Source organism: Notoacmeibacter ruber (assembly GCF_003668555.1).
Lineage (GTDB): Bacteria > Pseudomonadota > Alphaproteobacteria > Rhizobiales > Rhizobiaceae > Notoacmeibacter > Notoacmeibacter ruber.
Window position 1 is genome coordinate 2,425,648 of record NZ_RCWN01000001.1, and the last position, 18,752, is coordinate 2,444,399.

General features: G+C 59.7%; 12 protein-coding genes and 1 pseudogene. 3 read left to right on the top strand and 10 right to left on the bottom strand.

The window, feature by feature from the left end; translation table 11 throughout:
* Window positions 1-29: 29 nt before the first annotated feature.
* The 6 genes from D8780_RS11575 to D8780_RS11600 all read right to left on the bottom strand — a co-directional run bounded on the left by D8780_RS11575 (window position 30) and on the right by D8780_RS11600 (window position 6,014).
* Window positions 30-1,229 carry a branched-chain amino acid ABC transporter substrate-binding protein gene (locus D8780_RS11575; RefSeq protein WP_121645726.1) on the bottom strand — a complete coding sequence of 400 codons (1,200 nt, stop codon included), beginning with the start codon at window positions 1,227-1,229 and terminating at the stop codon, window positions 30-32.
* A 133-nt stretch (window positions 1,230-1,362) separates the two neighbouring features.
* Complete coding sequence (locus D8780_RS11580) at window positions 1,363-1,704, bottom strand: DUF6867 family protein (protein ID WP_121645727.1); 342 nt, start codon at window positions 1,702-1,704, stop codon at window positions 1,363-1,365.
* 9 nt (window positions 1,705-1,713) lie between these two features.
* A complete protein-coding gene (locus D8780_RS11585) occupies window positions 1,714-2,442 on the bottom strand; it encodes an ABC transporter ATP-binding protein (RefSeq protein ID WP_199699598.1) in 729 nt (242 codons plus the stop codon).
* Window positions 2,439-3,416: an ABC transporter ATP-binding protein gene (locus tag D8780_RS11590; RefSeq protein ID WP_121645728.1), complete on the bottom strand. Its 978-nt coding sequence runs from the start codon at window positions 3,414-3,416 to the stop codon at window positions 2,439-2,441. The genes D8780_RS11585 and D8780_RS11590 overlap by 4 nt, the downstream gene beginning before the upstream one ends.
* 4 nt (window positions 3,417-3,420) lie before the next feature.
* A complete protein-coding gene (gene livM / locus D8780_RS11595) occupies window positions 3,421-5,082 on the bottom strand; it encodes a high-affinity branched-chain amino acid ABC transporter permease LivM (protein WP_245412332.1) in 1,662 nt (553 codons plus the stop codon).
* Window positions 5,082-6,014 (bottom strand): ABC transporter permease subunit, encoded by a 933-nt coding sequence (locus D8780_RS11600; protein WP_121645729.1) that lies wholly within the window; start codon window positions 6,012-6,014, stop codon window positions 5,082-5,084. Before D8780_RS11600 ends, livM begins: the two co-directional genes overlap by 1 nt.
* 187 nt (window positions 6,015-6,201) lie before the next feature.
* Here D8780_RS11600 and D8780_RS11605 point away from each other — a divergent pair, with 187 nt between their 5' ends.
* Window positions 6,202-7,725, top strand: coding sequence for a cryptochrome/photolyase family protein (locus D8780_RS11605; protein WP_121645730.1), 1,524 nt, complete (start codon window positions 6,202-6,204; stop codon window positions 7,723-7,725).
* 50 nt (window positions 7,726-7,775) lie between these two features.
* Here D8780_RS11605 and D8780_RS11610 read toward each other — a convergent pair whose 3' ends face one another.
* The 4 genes from D8780_RS11610 to D8780_RS11625 all read right to left on the bottom strand — a co-directional run bounded on the left by D8780_RS11610 (window position 7,776) and on the right by D8780_RS11625 (window position 13,727).
* Complete coding sequence (locus tag D8780_RS11610) at window positions 7,776-8,327, bottom strand: superoxide dismutase family protein (RefSeq protein WP_245412333.1); 552 nt, start codon at window positions 8,325-8,327, stop codon at window positions 7,776-7,778.
* Window positions 8,328-8,400: 73 nt separating this feature from the next.
* A complete protein-coding gene (locus D8780_RS11615) occupies window positions 8,401-8,748 on the bottom strand; it encodes a response regulator (protein ID WP_158598494.1) in 348 nt (115 codons plus the stop codon).
* Between the two features lie 169 nt (window positions 8,749-8,917).
* Entirely contained in the window at window positions 8,918-11,560 is a 2,643-nt protein-coding gene (locus D8780_RS11620) for an HWE histidine kinase domain-containing protein (RefSeq protein ID WP_210209461.1), read from the bottom strand.
* A 136-nt stretch (window positions 11,561-11,696) separates the two neighbouring features.
* Window positions 11,697-13,727 carry a putative bifunctional diguanylate cyclase/phosphodiesterase gene (locus D8780_RS11625; RefSeq protein ID WP_121645733.1) on the bottom strand — a complete coding sequence of 677 codons (2,031 nt, stop codon included), beginning with the start codon at window positions 13,725-13,727 and terminating at the stop codon, window positions 11,697-11,699.
* Window positions 13,728-13,991: 264 nt separating this feature from the next.
* Between D8780_RS11625 and metF the strand changes: the two genes are divergently transcribed.
* Both metF and metH read left to right on the top strand, forming a co-directional pair.
* Window positions 13,992-14,933: a methylenetetrahydrofolate reductase [NAD(P)H] gene (gene metF, locus D8780_RS11630; protein ID WP_121646543.1), complete on the top strand. Its 942-nt coding sequence runs from the start codon at window positions 13,992-13,994 to the stop codon at window positions 14,931-14,933.
* 5 nt (window positions 14,934-14,938) lie between these two features.
* Window positions 14,939-18,645, top strand: a pseudogene (metH, locus tag D8780_RS11640) (methionine synthase).
* Window positions 18,646-18,752 lie beyond the last annotated feature (107 nt).

Genomic DNA, 18,752 nt, shown 5'->3' on the forward strand with positions numbered 1-18,752 from the left:
GCCGTGGGCCGAAAAGGCAGTCGCGACTTTTACTGAGCCTGCGACTCTTCGGCTTCAGCAGGAGCTTCCTCGGCTTCCATATTGTCGTTGGCAGCGTCGCTGTCATCGGATGCGCCGGTATCGGCCATCGCGCTGTCCATCTGCGTGTACTTGCCATCGCTCCATTCATAGAAGACGTAGCCCGGCAGGGACACATCGCCCTTGTCATCGAAGCTCAGATCACCGAGCACCGTGGAGAACTCACCTTCATCGAGCGCCCCCGTCAGCGCATCGAAGTCGGCGGAACCCGCACTTTCGGCAGCCTGTTTGAAGGCCTGGAGGGCTGCATAGGTGTAGAGCACATAGCCCTCGGTCGGCTTGCCGGCATCTTCCAGCTTCTGAACGATCGGGGCCGCACCTTCATTCTGGCGGGGGTCCGGAGAGAAGGTCATCAGAGTGCCTTCGCCGGCATCGCCGGTGATCGCCCAGTATTCGTCGGTGACGAGAGCGTCACCGGAGACGATCTGCAGATCCATGCCCTGCTCTTGAGCCTGTCGCGCCATGAGACCGGCTTCCGTGTGATAGCCGCCGACGTAGAGAACGGTAACGCCCTCGGTCTTCAGCTTGGAGATCAGAGCCGAGTAGTCCTTTTCACCAGCGGTGTAGGATTCCACCAGCGCCGGCTCCTTGCCTGCGGCTTCCATTGCGGCCTGCGTCTGGTCGGCGAGGCCCTTACCGTAAGCGGTCTTGTCGTTGATGATCGCGACCTTGGCGTCAGCGAAGTTCTTGGCCAGATAGTTGCCAGCGGTCTCGCCCTGCTGGTCGTCGCGGCCGCAGACGCGGTAGATGCCGGGTCCAGGACGATCATCGGTGAATGCCGGGTTGGTCGAGGCCGGGGTGATCTCGACAATGCCTTCATCGGCATAGACGGCCGAAGCCGGGATCGAGGAACCGGAGCAGAAATGGCCCGCTACGAAAGCGACGCCCTGCGATGCGAAGTCCTGTGCAACGGCAACAGCCTGCTTCGGGTCGCAGGCGTCGTCGCCGACCACCAGCTTCAGCATTTCACCATTGACGCCGCCGGCTTCGTTGATGTCGGCCACGGCCTGCTCGGCACCGGCCTGCATCTGCGCACCGAAGGAGGCGTACTGACCCGTGATCGGACCTGCAACACCGACAAGAATTTCAGCGGAGGCCGGCGCCGCACCAATAAAACCGAGTGATACGCCAGCAAGAAGTAGTTTCTTCATGTTCGCTCCAGATTCCACCCTTGTTTTTCTGAGGCATGCAGCACGGAGGGTGTGTACCGGCTGCCTCCTTTGTCCCTGTGATGGCATGAAAGCGCATCACGATACCGTTGAAAAGGGGCACGGTACGGGGATTTCAAGCTTTGCGCCGCCAGGTAAGGGGTGATTTCTTGTCGTATTCGAAGCGATACTGACGCCCCATCTGCGATGCACGCGTCAATCGGCGGCCTATCCAGGCAAAAATGCCAAGCACAACAATATCAACCACATAATACCATGGTTGTAGTAGTGTTCCTTCAAAAAGGGCGAAGTGCAGGAAGCGCACTGCGCAGCCGAGCAGCAATACATAGAGGATCAGCTCGCGCGTTCCGCGCCAGTCTGCCGCTGCCGCGCGTCCCGTCAAAAATGCTGCGCCACCGCCCAATATGACGGTAACGAGAAGAAAATCGCCGAAACTGACTTCCCAGATCGGGTTCATGAAAACCTCCTAATGCGCGCCGCCTTCGAGATAGGCCGCGCGAACGTCTTCCCGCTTCAGCAATTCCGCTCCCGTGCCTGTCATGGTGATCTCACCATTGACGAGCACATAGCCGCGGTGGGCAAGCTTCAGCGCATGAAAGGCGTTTTGTTCGACGAAGAAGACAGTCAGGCCCTCATTGCGATTGAGTTCGCGGACTGCCTCGAAAATCTGTTTGACGATCAGCGGCGCCAGACCGAGTGACGGCTCATCGAGCATCAGCAGCTTGGGCCGGCTCATCAGCGCCCGCCCGATGGCGAGCATCTGCTGCTCACCACCAGAAAGGGTACCGCCGCGCTGGCCGCGTCGCTCCTTGAGGCGGGGAAACAGGTCGAAAACCTTCCTGAGGTCGTCCTCGAAATGCGCCTCGTCGACGAGGCTTGCACCCATCTGGAGATTTTCGATGACCGTCATTCGGCCGAAGATCCGACGCCCTTCCGGCGACTGCGCGATCCCCTTACGCATGATCAAATGGGTGGGCGTCTCGGTGATATCTTCGCCGTCAAAGAGAATTTGACCGGCTGCGGCGCGTGGTACGCCGCAAATGCTCATCATGAGGGTCGACTTGCCAGCACCGTTGGCGCCGATGAGAGTCACGATCTCGCCTCGCGCAACCTCGACATCCACGCCGCGAAGCGCGACGATCTTGCCATAGGTGGCATGCAGCGACTGAACCTTCAGCATGGGGACCGCGCTCATGCCTTGTCTCCCTGCGTATCCGGTTGCGTTTCGCCGCGGTGCAGATCAGCCCGGATCTCCTCGTCATCGATCTCCGATTCATCATCGACGCCGAGATAGGCGGCGATCACCTTGGGATCGTTACGCACGGCTTCGGCCGTTTCGTCGGCGATCTTGCAGCCATAATCCAGAACGACCACGTGGTCGGAAATCTTCATGACGACGCCCATATCGTGCTCGATCAGAAGGATCGATGTGCCGGTCTCGGCCCGGATGAACTGTAGCAGATCGTTCAACTCGGCGGATTCGCGGGGATTGAGGCCGGCGGCCGGCTCGTCGAGGCAAAGAAGATGCGGTTCCGAGCACATGGACCGCGCAATCTCAAGCCGTCTTTGATCGCCATAAGGCAGGTCGGCTGCAGGATCGTCGGCCCGGTGGATCAGACGGCACTGCTCAAGCCAGTAGATGGCCCGCTCCTTCGCTCCCTCTGCCGCTGAACGATAGGAGGGCAGGTTGAGCAGGCCGGCAAAGGAGAAACCGGACGCCTTCATCAGCGAATTGTGCTGGGCCACTAGGAGGTTTTCCAGGCAGGTCATGCCGCCGAACAGGCGGATGTTCTGAAAGGTACGCGCCACCTTGGCGGTCCGGCTGATCGTGAAGTCCGGCATGCGCTCCAGAAGAAAGACGGCGCCGTCGTCCTGCCGCGAATAGCGGCCTGCCGATGCGGTCAGTTCCTCGACCGCCTCGGAACGTCGGCCCGGTCCGTGACGCATGACGATGCGGCCTTCGGTCGGCTTGTAGAAACCGGTCACGCAGTTGAAGACCGTTGTCTTGCCGGCGCCATTCGGCCCGATCAGGGCCGTGATATCGCCGCGTCCGACGGTGAAGGAGAGGTCGTCCACCGCGGTCAGCCCGCCGAAGCGCATCGTCAGATGCTCGACGGTCAGCAGCGGATCGTTTTCCCAGCGGTGCTGGTTGGTCGTGGTCACATTCATTGGTTTAGTGTCCCTCACCCTGAGCGACCACGTCGGCTCCAATACGTTTGCGTTCCTTGTAGACCGCGCTTGGCTGGCGCGAAGAGATCAGTCCGCGCGGTTTCCAGACCATGATCAGAACCATGGCCAGACCGAAGATCAGCATCCGAAACTGTGTCGGATCGAAGTTCTCGCCGAACACGACCGAGAGGAAGCCGATATTTCGCAGAAGTTCGATGCCGCCGATCATCACGATGGAGGCGAAGACGACGCCGATCTGACTTCCGAGACCGCCCAGAACCACGATGGCCAGGATGATCGCGCTCTCGATGAAGGTAAAGCTCTCCGGGCTGATGAAGCCCTGACGCGTGGCGAAGAAGGAGCCGGCGAAGCCGCCGAACATCGCACCGATCGAAAAGGCCGACAGCTTCACGAGGGTCGTGTTGATGCCCAGCGAGCGGCAGGCAATCTCGTCTTCGCGCAATGCTTCCCAGGCCCGACCGACAGGAAGCCGACGCAGCCGCATCGTCGCGAAATGCGTGATGAGCGCGAGAGCGAAGATGATGTAGTAGAAGAAGATGTAGCGGTGCGTGATGTCGTAATCGAGACCGAACAGGCTCGCAAAACCGCTATCGCTTCTGTCGAATTCGATCCCGAACAGCGTCGGACGCGGAATGCGGTTGATCCCGTCCGGACCGCCGGTGAACTCCGACCAGTTCAGAAGAACGACACGGATGATCTCACCGAACGCCAGAGTCACGATGGCGAGATAGTCGCCTCGCAATCTGAGCACCGGAAAGCCCAGCACGACGCCCCAAAGCGCGGCGAAAAGGCCCGCGAGCGGCAAAGCCATCCAGAAGCCGAAGTCGAGATACTGGGCCAGAAGCGCGTAGGAATAGGCGCCAACCGCATAGAAGGCGACATAGCCGAGATCAAGAAGGCCGGCGAGGCCCACCACGATATTCAGGCCCCATCCCAGCATGACATAGGTCAGGATCAGGATGGAAATGTCGATGAGCTGGCGGTCGCGGTTCGGAAAGGCCAGCATGACCAGCCAGGGAAGCGCGAGCGCCACGAAGAAGAGGACGCGCAGCGCCCAGGTCCCGAAGGTCCCGAGCCTCTCCGCCCGCTTCTGGGCCGCTTCGCCCTTGGCCGGCGTTCCGATCTTCCCTGTCGCGCGGGAGATCACATAGATCAGCGCCAGCAGGACGGCTCCGAAAATCACACCGATCAGGACGGAGCCGAAGAGCTCCTCGAACTGGCCGGTGCCGAACAGGATGTCGCCGACGGGGTGCCACGCATAGAGGATCGCGAAGCCCAGTATGAAAAGGCCAGAAACCGCCGCCCGCACACGCGGCGCCGCAGGAGAAAGCAGATAGGCGTCGACGAGAAGTTTGCCGAAGAAGGCAAAGATCAGCATCAGTGCGTAAAGGCTCCAGCGCCAGGTGATTTCGAGACCACCCGTTGCGATGCTGGTGCGGATCGGGAAGAAGAAGAAGCCGAGGATCGCAGTGATGAAGGTGGCGATCGCCGCCTGCTTTATGCGTTCGCCCAATCCGCTCGGCCCGCTGCCGACCACGAGATTGGGCGCCTCGGCGCGCTCCTCGAGCTTTGCCTGCGCGCCTTCCGGTTGCGTCAGGGCCGCCGGCTGTTCTGCGCCGGTCTCGTTCTCTGTTTCGCCAGCCATCAGACCTTCTCCACTTCAGGCTTACCGAGAAGGCCGCTCGGCATGAAGATCAAAACCACAGCAAGAATGGAGAATGCTGCCACGTCCTTGTATTCCACCGAGAAATACGCGCTCCAGAAGACCTCGATGAGGCCGAGCACGATCCCGCCCAGCATCGCACCCGGAAGCGATCCGATACCGCCCAGCACCGCCGCCGTGAAGGCTTTGATGCCGGCCAGGAAGCCGATGTAGAAATCAAGCACGCCATACAGCAGCAGGAACATCAGCCCGGCAACGGCCGCGAGCGCCGCGCCCATGACGAAGGTCAGGCTGATGGTCTTGTCGACATCGACGCCGAGCAGAGCGGCCATTTTCTGATCCTGTTCACAGGCGCGCTGCGAACGACCGAGAGCCGTCTTTGTGATAAGCGCCGTAAACCCTGCCATCAGCAGAAACGTCGTGATGATGATCAGAAGCTGCATCCAGGAAAGCTGGACGATCATGCCGCCATCGGCCCGACCATCGAACAGCGTGATACCGCCCGAAATGATCGGCTGGATCGGTTTCACGCGCGCACCCTGCGTCACCTGAATGAAGTTCTGCAGAACGATACTCATGCCGATGGCGGTGATCAGCGGCGCGAGGCGGAAAGATCCGCGGAGCGGCCGATAGGCGATGCGCTCCACCGTCCAGCCCCAAACGGCGGTGAACACCATCGAGATCACAAGCACCAGAAGCAGCGCAAGGATCAGCATCGTGGCGCCGGTCGCACCGCTGATGCCAAGAAGCAGGATGACAGCCAGAGCAACATATGCGCCGACGGTGAAGATATCACCATGGGCGAAGTTGATCATGCCGATAATGCCGTAGACCATCGTATATCCGATGGCGATAAGCCCATAGATAGAGCCAAGCGTCAGCCCATTGATGAGCTGCTGTACGAAATATTCCATTGAAGGTTCGATATCCCCATGGCCGGTGGCCGATTATCACGGTGACACTAATCGCTAAAATCACGCAGCGCCAACCCCCCATTGCCTATTTTTCCCACAATGAAATCGAATGCCGGGTTGGCAGGCATGCATATTTCCACCGTGGTGGTCTTCACACCAAGTTTACGGGGAGAAAAGGAGTACAGAGATGGCAGGCACACTTCGATTCGTCCTTGGAGATCAGCTCTCGACCGAGATCTCCTCGTTGCGTGATGTCGATCCGGATCACGACACGATTCTGATCGCCGAGGTGATGGATGAAGCGACCTATGTGAAGCATCACAAGAAGAAGATCGCCTTTCTGTTCTCGGCCATGCGTCACTTTGCATCCGGCCTCGAGGCCAAAGGCTTCGCCGTTCGCTATCATAGACTTGAACAGGACAAGGGTCCCCGATCCTTCAACCAGGCCCTCATCGACGCCGTCAACGATCTCGACCCTGACCGGATCGTGGTCACCGAACCAGGAGAATATCGCGTCCGCCAGATGATGGAGGACTGGCGGGGCATGTTCGATTGCGAGGTGGAGATCAGGACCGATGACCGGTTCCTCTGCACCCACGGCGAATTTCGCGATTGGGCCAGCGACAGCAAGACGCTGCGCATGGAGTATTTCTACCGCGAGATGCGCAAGAAGCTCGATATCCTGATGGATGGAGACGAGCCTGCTGGAGGCCAGTGGAACTACGATCACGACAATCGCGAGGCCCTCGACGGGGCGGTCGACATACCCGAGCGGCCGCAATGGTCGATCGACGAAACCACGACAGAGGTGCTTGATCTGGTCGGCCAGCGCTTCGACGACCATTTCGGAAGCCTGGAGGGCTTCGACTATCCCGTCACGAGACGGCAGGCCACGCACTATCTCAACTGGTTCGTCGACGAGGCCCTACCCTGCTTCGGCCGCTATCAGGACGCGATGAAACAGGGGCGCCCGCTGATCTTTCACTCCCATCTTTCCGCTCTCATCAATTGCGGCCTGCTGGCGCCGCGCGAGGTCGTGGAAAAGGCCGAGGAAGCCTGGAAAGCCGGAGACGTGCCGATCAATGCCGCGGAAGGCTTTATTCGGCAGATCATCGGCTGGCGCGAATTCATACGCGGCATCTACTGGAGCCAGATGCCGGATTACGGCCGCTCCAACAAGCTTCTGGCGCAGCGCGCACTGCCCGACTTTTTCTGGACGAAGGAAACGTCGATGAACTGCATGAGGCAGTCCATCACGGAAACCTGGGACAATGCCTATGCCCACCATATTCAGAGGCTGATGGTGATCGGCAATTTCTGCCTGCTGGCCGGGCTTGATCCGAAGGAGGTGCAGGAATGGTATCTGATCGTCTACCACGATGCATATGAATGGGTGGAAATGCCCAATGTCGTCGGGATGATCCTGTTTGCCGATGGCGGTCTTTTCGCGTCGAAGCCCTATGCGGCATCCGGCAGCTACATCAACAAGATGAGCGACTACTGCGTTCACTGCGATTATGCCGTCAAACGCAAGCACGGCCCCGATGCCTGCCCGTTCAACTATCTCTACTGGGACTTTCTCGACCGGAACCGCGAGAGACTGGAAAACAATGCGCGGGTCGGAATGATGTATCGCACATGGGATCGCTTTTCCGACAAAAAGAAGCAGACCATCCGGGACGATTCCAGTCGGTTTTTGCAGAACCTGTAAAAAAGGCGGCCCTTGCGGACCGCCTTCTTGTTCAAAACTCTTTGGAGCGATTACTTCTTTTCGATCACGCCGCATGCGAGCCGTTCGCCGGCATCGCCGCTCGGCTGGCTCTGATAGTCATCCGCGCCGGCATGGATAACGATGGCCGAGCCGTCCTCATCCATCAGATACCCGTCTTCACCTTCGAGAAGGCTGATGCGCGTGTTCAGGATTTCCTGCTGGAGCGCGCCGCTATCGCTGACGCGAATATTCGGCATGTCGCCGGGGTGCGGGCCGCCCTCGACCAGAAAGCCATGTTCCTTGCCACCGGCGAAATGACCGCCTGCGGCCTTGAAGTCCGGCGTGCACTCTCCGGTCTCGTGAATGTGGAACCCGTGAACGCCTGCGGGAATATCCTTAAGGTCGAGGACGAGCAGCACTCCGTTTGGCGTCTGCTGCATCGTCACCGCGCCGTGTTCGGCGCCATCCGCGCCATTGATCGTCGCCGCGGCCGAGCGAATGGTCATATCGTCCTGCGCAAGTGCGGGGCTCGCAATGCCGGCAAGAGAAAGGGCGAGAGCTGCAGTCAATGTCGTGCGCATAAAAGTCAATGTCGTGCGCATAAAAATGGTCTCCTCACAGTGATTGTGGGAGACCAACGTGTTGATCGCCAAGCCGTTCCTGAAACCACCGACGTTAAGCGGCTCTTGCCAGATCCTGAGCGATCGCTGCGTAATCGGAAGGCTTCTGATAGATCGGCGAGCGCGGCAGATTTTCGCGGAAAAGATGCCGCGGGCTCTGCGATGTGACGATTGCATAGGGCACACCGTGCTCTTCCAGCCACCGCGCAATCGGGATCGATGTGCCGTCCGGCAGATTGAAATCCAGAAGAGCAGCATCAACGACCTGTTCACGCAGAATGCTCAATGCTTCACTGACGGTCCGCGCAACCTTGACCACGCCATGACCGGCGGATTCCAGGCTTTCTTCCGCGTCCATCGCGATAAGCATCTCGTCTTCAACGATTAGGATATTCTTAAACAAGAATGTCATCATAACGCCGTCCCTTTCGGAAGAAACAATGCCCGGAGACGCCTTTTGTTTCCCCTCATCTGGAAAAGTGACGGATTATCGTTAGTGAAGAGTAAAGCCGTGCCGTTCTGCGACAGGTCTCCATTTCGATCTGCTCGCGTGGAGGGCCAGCATGGTCACTTCAGTCCTGGGATGGCCCGGGATTATCCAGCCTCTGAGCGGTCTCGGGCAGTTCCAGATCGAAGGTGACGCGAAGACCGTCCGCCTCGAATTTTCGCTCCAGTTCCAAGGCGGTCATCTGCAAAAGCCGCGTGCCAAAACCTCTGTTTTCCTTTGGCTCACGAATATTGCGGGCTCCATGTTCCTTCCAGACGAAATGCAGCCGACGCGTTCCCTTGACCGACCAGGTGATCGACAGAAGGCCGTCATCGGACGCCAGAGCACCGTGCTTCATGGCGTTCGTTCCCAATTCGTGGACGACCAGCCCGAACTGCGTCGCCGTTTCCGCCGGCAGCAAGACCACCGGTCCGGAAAGTTCGATCGTCCGGTCAGCGCCGAGCATCGGCAGCAACTGGGAATGGACGACCTCACGAAGACTTGGGGCCGACCAGTCTCGCTCGGTCAGTAGCGCATGACTGGCCGAAAGGCTGGCGATCCGGCCGAGAAAGCTCTCGGCGAAGGCCTGCGGACTGTCCGCTGTACGAAGCGTTTGCCGCGCCATCCCCTGAATGACCGCCAGGGTGTTCTTCACCCGGTGCGAGAGCTCCCGCATCAATAAGGTCTGGCGCTCGACGCTGCGGCGCTGTTCGCTGACATCGCGCATGATCGTCGAAAGCGAGGTCACGACGCCGTCATCCTTGTGGGCGATCAGCACCTGGCTGACGGGAATCGCACTGCCATCCGCAAGTTCGACCGTGTTCTCACCCATCCATAGGCCGTTTTCGAACAGTTCGCGGCGCTGCGCTCCATCAAGGTGATAGAGCAGATTGGGTGCGCCCTCCGGTAGCGGATCGTCGGCCCTGCTTCTGTCCTCGCCACCCGATATGAGTTGCCTGCCGCCGGGATTGAGATAATTGGGTATGCCGTCGGGCGTGCCGAGAGCGACATAGTCCGGCGTCGCTTCGATAATATCGCTCAACCGGCCCGAGCGAGCCTCCGCAGAGCGGCGGGAGGTGATATCGATACCGGACAGCACCACGGAACCCTCGATCGGCGCATCCTGCAAAGGGGCGATCTGCAGATCCACCCAGAACGGCTCCGCGCGGTCCGGTCCGCTCATGCAGATATCCAATCGGGACGTCTGTCCGCTTCGCGTTGCGGCCTGTACCGCTTCACGAACGGTGGATGCGGCATGGACATTGCCGGCCCACCATCCGTCGTCCCATATCTTCGTACCGAGAAGCCCGCGCATCGAGCGGTTCAAACGGACGAAATCACCCTCATTGCTTTCGACGACGGTGCCGTCGGGGCCGACGACCGCGACCCACGCCGCCAGACTGTCCAATATGCCCCTGAGCAGTCTCTCATGCTGACGCACCCGCCGCTCGACACGCTTGCGCTCCGAAATATCGCGCACCGAGCCGCGCGCCATGATGCGTGTCACGCCCATATTGCGCCGTTCATGCGTGATACGGCCATTGATGGAGACCCACCGAGGCAGAACGGTCGATGAATCATCGACCCGCGGCTCCACCGTAAAAGTCTTTCCGCTATCCTGCTCGTGGCGAAGCAGGAGTTCCCGAAGCGGGCCGGCATCATCAGGATGAAGCTGCTCGATAAAACGGGTGATCTTGATGGGTTCGGCCGAAGCCGGCAGATCCAGTATCCGCCTGATCTTCTGATCGACCAGCATGGCACCCGTCTTGAGATTGGCCTCGAAGAAGCCGAGCCCAGCCGCATCGGCCGCCAGCGCGAGACGCTCCTGCTGCCTCTTCTGGCGCGAGTAGTCGATGACGCCAACGATCAGCGCGATCACGCCGATGATGAAGAGCTGCTGCTGCAGGAAGAGGATCTGGTCGCTGGCAAGGTCCGGACCCAGACCTGCACCGTCCCGCCAGACCAGATCGACGCTCAGAAGAAGACCGACCAGGGCGACGGAGAGCGATGCGCCGCGCACGTCATAGGCAAGCGATGCCCAGATGATCATCGGGGCGATATGGATCAGGCGGAGATAGGTACTGTCGGCAACCAGAAACGCGATCGTAAGAGCGGCGGTGAGCGCGATAATGGCAACAAGCAGGGCAGGTCGCGGCGGCACCCCGTATCGCCACCAGCTCTCCAGCAACGGCCAGACACTGACGATCCCCACGGCTTGGCCGAAGACGAGAATGAGGCCGAGTTCCTTCCACTGACCGGATGCCAGGTGCCCGTTCAGAGTTTCGACTATCAGCGATGTACTGACGGAAGCGAGCGCGCTGGGTATGCCCGCAATCAGTAGGAAGAGAATGAGCGACGAGACTCGTTCGAACGGATCGCGGACGCCAATCAACCGCGCCGCAGCAACGGCGATAACGGGTCCGGCGGCCTCCACGGCGGCAATAGCCGCTGTTTCGACGATCGAAAGATCGCTTGCGAACAAGCGTAGCGCAGCCGCGCTGCCAAGGAAAATGCCCGGCGCCACCCTGTAACCCAGGAGCGAAACGGCAGCCAGCGCGACGCCGGCCGCAGGCCAGACAGGCGCAAGCGTATCGGTCCGGTCAGAGAGATAGAGGATCCCGCCCGAAGCCAGAAAGAAAAGGATGAGTGTGATTGCATTGGCGGCCAGCACACCCGGAGGCCGGCGAGACACTTCACCCAATGCGTTACCAATCAATCGATTTTCCATGGCGCTCGCCGAAACCCGCGTAACCATGAAGAAGCTTCAGCCTGATGACAATGAATGCGGACGTGTCCTCTTTTCCAATCGCAGGGCGCGCCTGTCACTCGATCCATTTCGCTTCTCCCATCCCGGCAGCCCGTATTCAGGCGGCCTTGGAGGTATGTAAGGGAGATTCCAGCGTTTTCAGTATCGGACCATCTGCAATCAGGGCGGCGATCTTGTCGGCCGGGGCGGGCTTGCCGAGAAGAAAACCCTGCATCTCGGAGCATCCATGCTCGCGCAGAAAATCGATGTGGCTCTGCATGTCCACGCCTTCCGCGACGACCTTGAAGTCCATCATCCGTCCAAGACCGATCACGGAACGGACGATCTCGTAGGCCTGCGGGTTATGCGTGATCTTTTCGATAAAGGTCCTGTCGATTTTGAGCGTATCGAAGGGGAACGCCATCAGGGCCGAGAGCGACGAATAGCCCGTGCCGAAATCATCCATGGCGATCGAAATATCCATCGCCCGCAATTTTCGGAGCACTTCGAGCGTACGCTCCGTATCGCCGATAAGGAGGGACTCCGTGATCTCGATTTCGAGCCGCTTCGGGTTGAGTCCCGTTGCCATGAGCGTCTCGCGGACGGTTTCGACCAGATCCGTGTGGATGATCTGGACCGGCGACACATTGATCGCCAGATGGAGGTCGTCCGGCCAGCTTCGGGCGATGGAGCAGGCCTTCTCCATCAGGCAGCGGCCAAGTTCGATGATCATGCCGTACTCTTCGGCGATGGAAATGAACTCCACCGGAGAAATCGGCCCCAGCTGCGGATGGGTCCATCTCGCAAGCGCCTCGAAACCGGTCAGTCGGCAATCCCGAACACGGGCCTTGGGCTGGAAGTGAACTTCGATGGCGCGGTCCTCGAGCGCCTGCTGCAGATCGGCGGCCAGAATGCGCCGCTTGCGAAGCGCCCGGTCCATGCTCTCATCGAAGGTGCAGACGCGCTCAAGCGGGTTCCGCTTGATGCGGCCGATCGCGCAAGCCGCATTGGCCTGCAGTTCTTCGGCCGTCTGGCCGTGAGCGGGATAAATCGAAATGCCGGCGCTGAGGGAAACGTTGATGAGTTTCTTCTTGACGGTAAAACTCTGGTCGCAGGCCTTCAGAATGCGCCGCACGATACATGGCAGGGTGTCGTCGTCCCCGTTCTTCGGTTGCAGCGCAACGAACTCGTCGCCACCGAGCCGGGCCAGATATTCATTCTCGCGAAGCGATCCTCGCATGCGTTCGGCGACCGATTTCAGAAGCCCGTCACCGGTCGCGTGGCCGAAAACATCGTTGATTTCCTTGAAACGCTTCAGGTCGAATGTAACGAGATAGAACTCCTTGCCCTCGAGTTTGGCCGCTCGAATCCGCTTGTTGATCTCGCCACTGAAGCCGAGGCGGTTGGGTAGGCCGGTGAGGGAGTCATGCGTCGCAAGATGAGTGATGCGCCGTTCCGTATCGCGGCGTTCGGCGAGCGCCATGGCATGACGCGTCACATCGAGGAGAACGATGGAACGGTAATTGTGCGGCAAATCCACAATGCGGCTTTTCAATATCCGTTCGCCGACACGAATTTCGCCCGTCTGATTCCGCAGAACCTTCGCCAACAGGACGTCGGTCTGAAAGGTACCCGCGCTGGCGGCGGCTTCCGCGGCCAGGCTCCAGAACGCGGAGTTGGCCAGCTTCACGCGGTTTTCGCGGTCGATGACGGCGATAATGGAATCGGTGTTTTCCAGCACGGATAGCGTCATCGCATGGCGGTCGTGGCCGGAAACCGCGTAGCGGACCGCACGGTCGAGAATGGGAGCTATCAGCTCTCCATGGTCGAGAAGATCAGCCGCTGCGGCATATTTCTCTTCCTGATCGGCAAGATTCCATTTTGGCGCGATAAGAACGATGGGGACCTGTCGGACCTGGACTTTCATCCAGCGAAGAAGCTCCGCGCCATGGCATCGGGGCAAATCGTCGGCGGCAATGACCAGATCGAAATTTTCAGCCTTGAGAAGGCCGATCAGGGCGGGAGCGGTCGTAACGGTTCTGATTTCCGTATTCAGTCGCGGAAGTTCGTCGAGAGCCTCACGGACGACAAGCATCCGATCGCGATCCGCGTCTGCCAGAAGAATGCGATAGGTTTGCCGTGCCGCCATGACCTCGTTTTCCTCTAGCAGTGACGTGAGATTTGCACCAGAAACCCTTATCGTGAGCTTAATGGATGGTTGGGAACAACATTACGTTGCGTAACAATCGCCGCCTCCTGCCCCTGCCCGATCTCAGTGGCAATCGCGAGTTGACATAACACATAAAGAAATATTTATGTCCCGAGAACTACGGCACTTGTCGTTATGATGCTCGATTTGTTGCGCCGGCACGAATGGCGCACACCCCACGGCCGAGAGCCGACGGAGAAGAATATGGCCACCCTGCAACCGCACGCTCATGAGGATGTCGATCCTTCCAATGGTTTGAGGCTCGACGGTGCGAATGATGCCGATGTGAAGGTCTCTTACGAGTTCTTTCCGCCAAAGACCGAGAAGGCGGAAGCCGATCTCTGGGCAGCAGTCCAGCGGCTGGAGATGCTGCAGCCATCCTATGTATCCGTCACATACGGCGCTGGTGGATCAACCCAGGAGCGCACGCTCGCCACGGTTTCTCGCATGGTGCGCGAAACTTCGCTGACACCGGCCGCTCATCTGACCTGCGTCGGTGCCACCTGCGCTGCGGTCGATTCCCTCGCCGATCAGCTATGGGAAGCCGGCATTCGCTCCATCGTGGCCCTCCGTGGCGATCCGCCCTCCGGATTTGGCGGCAAGTACGAACCGCATCCGCAAGGCTATCCCTACGCTCCCGAGTTGATCGCGGGACTGAAGAAGCGCCACGATTTCGAGATTTTTTGCTCCGCCTATCCAGAACGCCATCCGGAGAGTGCGGATTGGCAGGTCGAACTCGACATTCTTCGCCGAAAGGCGGATGCCGGTGCCAGCAAGGCCATCACGCAATTTTTCTTCGAGGCCGATGTCTTTTTCGAATATCGCGACCGCGTCGCCAATGCCGGGATCGATATCGACATCGTACCGGGCGTCATGCTGCAGCCGAATATTGCTGGCCTGTCTAGAATGGCCGGCGCGGTGGGGGTACAGGTCCCCAATTGGTATCGGCGCATGTTCGAGGGACTGGAAGAAGACCTCCTGACGCGCCAGATGCTGACGGCATCGGTCGCGACGGATCTTTGCGCCGAACTCTATGATGGCGGCGTCAGGGATTTTCATCTTTACACACTCAACCGCGCCGATATCGCCATCGCCGTCAGCCGTGCACTGGGTGAATCCCATGCTCGCATCCGCCACAGGGATTAGCCACCATGACCGAACGCTGGAGCGCCATTGCCGAAGCCGCCCAAAATCGCATCCTGATTCTGGACGGCGCGATGGGCACGATGATCCAACGGCAAAAGCTGGAGGAAGAGGACTTCCGGGGAGATCGGTTTGCGGACTGGTCTCTGCCGCTGAAGGGGGACAATGATCTTCTTTCGCTGACGAAGCCGGAAGCGGTAGCGAAGGTCCACAACGCCTATCTTGAAGCGGGCGCGGACCTGATCGAGACCAACAGTTTCAACGCGACGACCATCAGCCAGGCCGATTACGGCATGCAGGACCATGCCGAGGAGATCGCAGCGGCGGCGGCCAGGGTCGCGCGGCAATGCGCCGATGAATGGACCCGCAAGACGCCGGAGAAACCGCGTGCGGTTCTCGGTTCGATCGGACCGTTGAACAAGACCCTCTCCATTTCGCCCAAGGTGGAAGACTCCGGTTTTCGCGATGTGACCTTCGATGAGGTGAAGGAGACCTATCGCGGCCAGATCGATGCGATGTTTGCCGATGTCGATGCGCTGCTGATCGAAACCATCTTCGATACGCTGAACGCCAAAGCCGCCATCGTCGCGGCTCAGGAAGCCTTCGAAGCGCACGGCGAGGAAAGAGCGATCCTCATTTCGGGCACCATCACCGACCGTTCGGGCCGCACCCTCTCCGGGCAGACCCCCGAAGCCTTCTGGCTTTCGATCATGCACGCCAAGCCCTTTGCCGTCGGGTTCAATTGCGCGCTCGGCGCGGACGAGATGCGTCCTCACATCGTTGCGATCTCGAAGGTTGCGGACACCCGCATTCTCGCCTTTCCCAATGCCGGCTTGCCGAACGCGTTCGGTGAATACGACCAGGATCCGGATGAGATGCAGGCGCTGCTGAAGCCTTGGGCTGAATCAGGCTATATCAACATTCTGGGCGGCTGTTGCGGCACGACGCCCGATCATATCCGGGCGATCGCAAAAGCCGTCGAGGCATCGAAGCCCCACACGCCGCCGGTGGTGGAACCGACTTTGCGTCTCTCCGGCCTCGAACCCTTTCAGATCACGGTGAATGCATGAGCCAGGCAGCGTCCAGCCAGTTCATCAATATCGGCGAACGCACCAACGTCGCCGGATCGGCCAAATTCAAGCGACTGATCGTCGACGACAATTATGAAGACGCCCTCGCCGTGGCGCGCCAGCAGGTCGAGAACGGCGCGCAGATCATCGACGTCAACATGGATGACGGCCTCATCGATGGTGTCGAGGCGATGACGACCTTTCTTCAGCGCATGGCGGGCGAGCCCGACATCGCACGCGTGCCGGTGATGATCGACAGCTCCAAATGGGAGGTCATCGAAGCCGGACTGAAATGCGTTCAGGGCAAGGCGGTCGTCAATTCGATCAGCCTGAAGGAAGGCGAAGCGCCCTTTCTCGAACAGGCGCGCAAGCTCAAGGCGCATGGCGCCGCGACCGTTATCATGGCATTTGATGAGAACGGCCAGGCCGAAACCGCCGAACATAAGTTTGCAATCTGCGAGCGCGCCTACCGCCTGCTTGTCGACAAGGTGAAATTCCCGCCGCAGGATATCATCTTCGATCCGAATATCTTCGCCGTTGCTACGGGCATTGAAGAGCATAATGACTACGCCGTAGCCTTCTTCGACGCCTGCCGGCAGATCAAGGCGAACCTGCCACATGCGCGCATCTCCGGCGGCCTCTCCAACGTCTCCTTCTCGTTTCGCGGCAATGATCCCGTTCGCGAGGCCATGCATAGCGTGTTTCTCTATCACGCCATTCCAGCCGGCCTCGACATGGCGATCGTCAATGCCGGCCAGCTCACCATCTACGATCAGATTCCCGACGAGCTGCGTGAAGCGGTCGAGGACGTCATTCTCAACCGCCGGTCCGATGCAACCGACCGCCTCCTCGCCGTTGCGGACAAATACAAGGGTGAAGGCGGAGCCAAGACCAGAAAGCAGGATACGAAATGGCGTGAGGCGCCCGTCGAGAAACGCCTCGAACATGCGCTGGTCCAGGGCATCACCGAATACATCGTGGAAGACACGGAGGTAGCGCGGCAGAAGGCCGAGCGCCCGCTCCATGTGATCGAAGGGCCGTTGATGGACGGCATGAATGTCGTCGGCGACCTGTTTGGCGCCGGCAAGATGTTCCTGCCGCAGGTCGTCAAGAGCGCCCGCGTGATGAAAGCCGCCGTTGCGCATCTTCTTCCCTATCTCGAAGCCGAGAAGGAAGAGACCGGCCAGGCCGGCAAGTCCAACGGGACTGTCCTCATGGCGACGGTGAAGGGCGATGTGCATGACATCGGCAAGAACATCGTGAGCGTCGTTCTGCAATGTAACGGCTATGACGTCATCGATCTCGGCGTCATGGTGCCCGCGGAGAAGATCCTGCAGGAAGCCCGGGAGAAGAAGGTCGACATGATCGGCCTTTCCGGCCTGATCACCCCCTCCCTCGACGAGATGGTAAGCGTCGCCTCTGAAATGCAGCGCCTCGATTTCGACATTCCGCTCCTGATCGGCGGCGCCACGACCTCCGTCACTCACACGGCCGTCAAGATCGAGCCTGCCTATGACAAGGATGCGGTGATCTACGTCACGGATGCGTCACGCGCCGTCGGCGTCGTCGGCCATCTGATGGGCGACCAGAAGGCCGGCTATGTCGAGCGCATACGCGATGAGAATGCAAAAGCCCGTGCAGCCCATGTCGACGCACAGGGCAAGAAGCAGCGTCTGACGCTGAAGGAAGCGCGCGACAATGCGCCGAAACTCGACTTCGACGAGTACCAGCCGCCCCGCCCGACCTTCACGGGCATCAAGAACTTCATCGATTACGATCTCGATACCCTCCGCAAGCATATCGACTGGACTCCCTTCTTTGCGACTTGGGAGATGAAAAGCCGTTATCCGGGCATACTGGACAGCCCCGATTATGGGCCGGCCGCGCGCAGCCTTTTCCAAGACGCCAATGAAATGCTGGACAGCATGATTGCGGAAAAATGGGTCGAAGCCCGCGCCGTGATCGGCTTCTGGCCAGCGAGCCGCGATGGCGAGGACGATATTGCCGTCTTCGAGGATGAAACTCGCGAAAACCGGATCGCCACTCTTCATGGCCTCCGCCAGCAGATCCAGAAACGGGGCAATCGCCGCCCGAACTACTGCCTTTCGGACTTCGTCTCACCGGGAGAAGACTGGATCGGCGGGTTTTGCGTAACCGCGGGCCTGGGCGAGGAAGTCCGCTCGAAAGCCTTCACCGCCGGCAATGACGACTACAATAATATCCTGTTCAAGGCACTGTGCGACCGCCTGGCGGAAGCCTTCGCCGAACATATGCATCAGCGCGTCCGCAAGGAGTTCTGGGGCTACGAGGCCGATGAGGAACTCTCCAACGAGGATCTGATCGCCGAGAAATATCGCGGCATTCGCCCGGCCCCCGGCTACCCGTCGCAGCCGGACCACACCGAAAAGGCCACGCTGTTCTCACTGCTCAACGCCACCGAACAGGCCGGCGTGACGCTCACGCAGAGCTTCGCCATGCATCCGGCCTCATCCGTCTCAGGACTTTACTTCAGCCACCCCGACAGCGTCTATTTCGGCGTCGGAAAGATCGAGAAGGATCAGGTCGAGGACTATGCACGACGCAAGAAGATGGAACTGGACGATGTGGAGCGCTGGCTGGCGCCTATCCTCAACTATGATCGCTGACGCATCGCGGGAAGAGTTTCTATGATCCGCTGGCTGATCTGGATCGCGATCTTCGTCCTCGCCTTCGTCATCGCGGCGAAGCTGTTTCGCCGCCGCTGACAAGCGCG

Coding starts and splice junctions, on each gene's coding strand:
- D8780_RS11575 (WP_121645726.1), bottom strand. CDS start 1,229: ATGAAGAAACTACTTCTTGCTGGCGTATCACTCGGTTTTATTGGTGCG.
- D8780_RS11580 (WP_121645727.1), bottom strand. CDS start 1,704: ATGAACCCGATCTGGGAAGTCAGTTTCGGCGATTTTCTTCTCGTTACC.
- D8780_RS11585 (WP_199699598.1), bottom strand. CDS start 2,442: ATGAGCGCGGTCCCCATGCTGAAGGTTCAGTCGCTGCATGCCACCTAT.
- D8780_RS11590 (WP_121645728.1), bottom strand. CDS start 3,416: ATGAATGTGACCACGACCAACCAGCACCGCTGGGAAAACGATCCGCTG.
- livM (WP_245412332.1), bottom strand. CDS start 5,082: ATGGCTGGCGAAACAGAGAACGAGACCGGCGCAGAACAGCCGGCGGCC.
- D8780_RS11600 (WP_121645729.1), bottom strand. CDS start 6,014: ATGGAATATTTCGTACAGCAGCTCATCAATGGGCTGACGCTTGGCTCT.
- D8780_RS11605 (WP_121645730.1), top strand. CDS start 6,202: ATGGCAGGCACACTTCGATTCGTCCTTGGAGATCAGCTCTCGACCGAG.
- D8780_RS11610 (WP_245412333.1), bottom strand. CDS start 8,327: ATGCGCACGACATTGACTTTTATGCGCACGACATTGACTGCAGCTCTC.
- D8780_RS11620 (WP_210209461.1), bottom strand. CDS start 11,560: ATGGAAAATCGATTGATTGGTAACGCATTGGGTGAAGTGTCTCGCCGG.
- D8780_RS11625 (WP_121645733.1), bottom strand. CDS start 13,727: ATGGCGGCACGGCAAACCTATCGCATTCTTCTGGCAGACGCGGATCGC.
- metF (WP_121646543.1), top strand. CDS start 13,992: ATGGCCACCCTGCAACCGCACGCTCATGAGGATGTCGATCCTTCCAAT.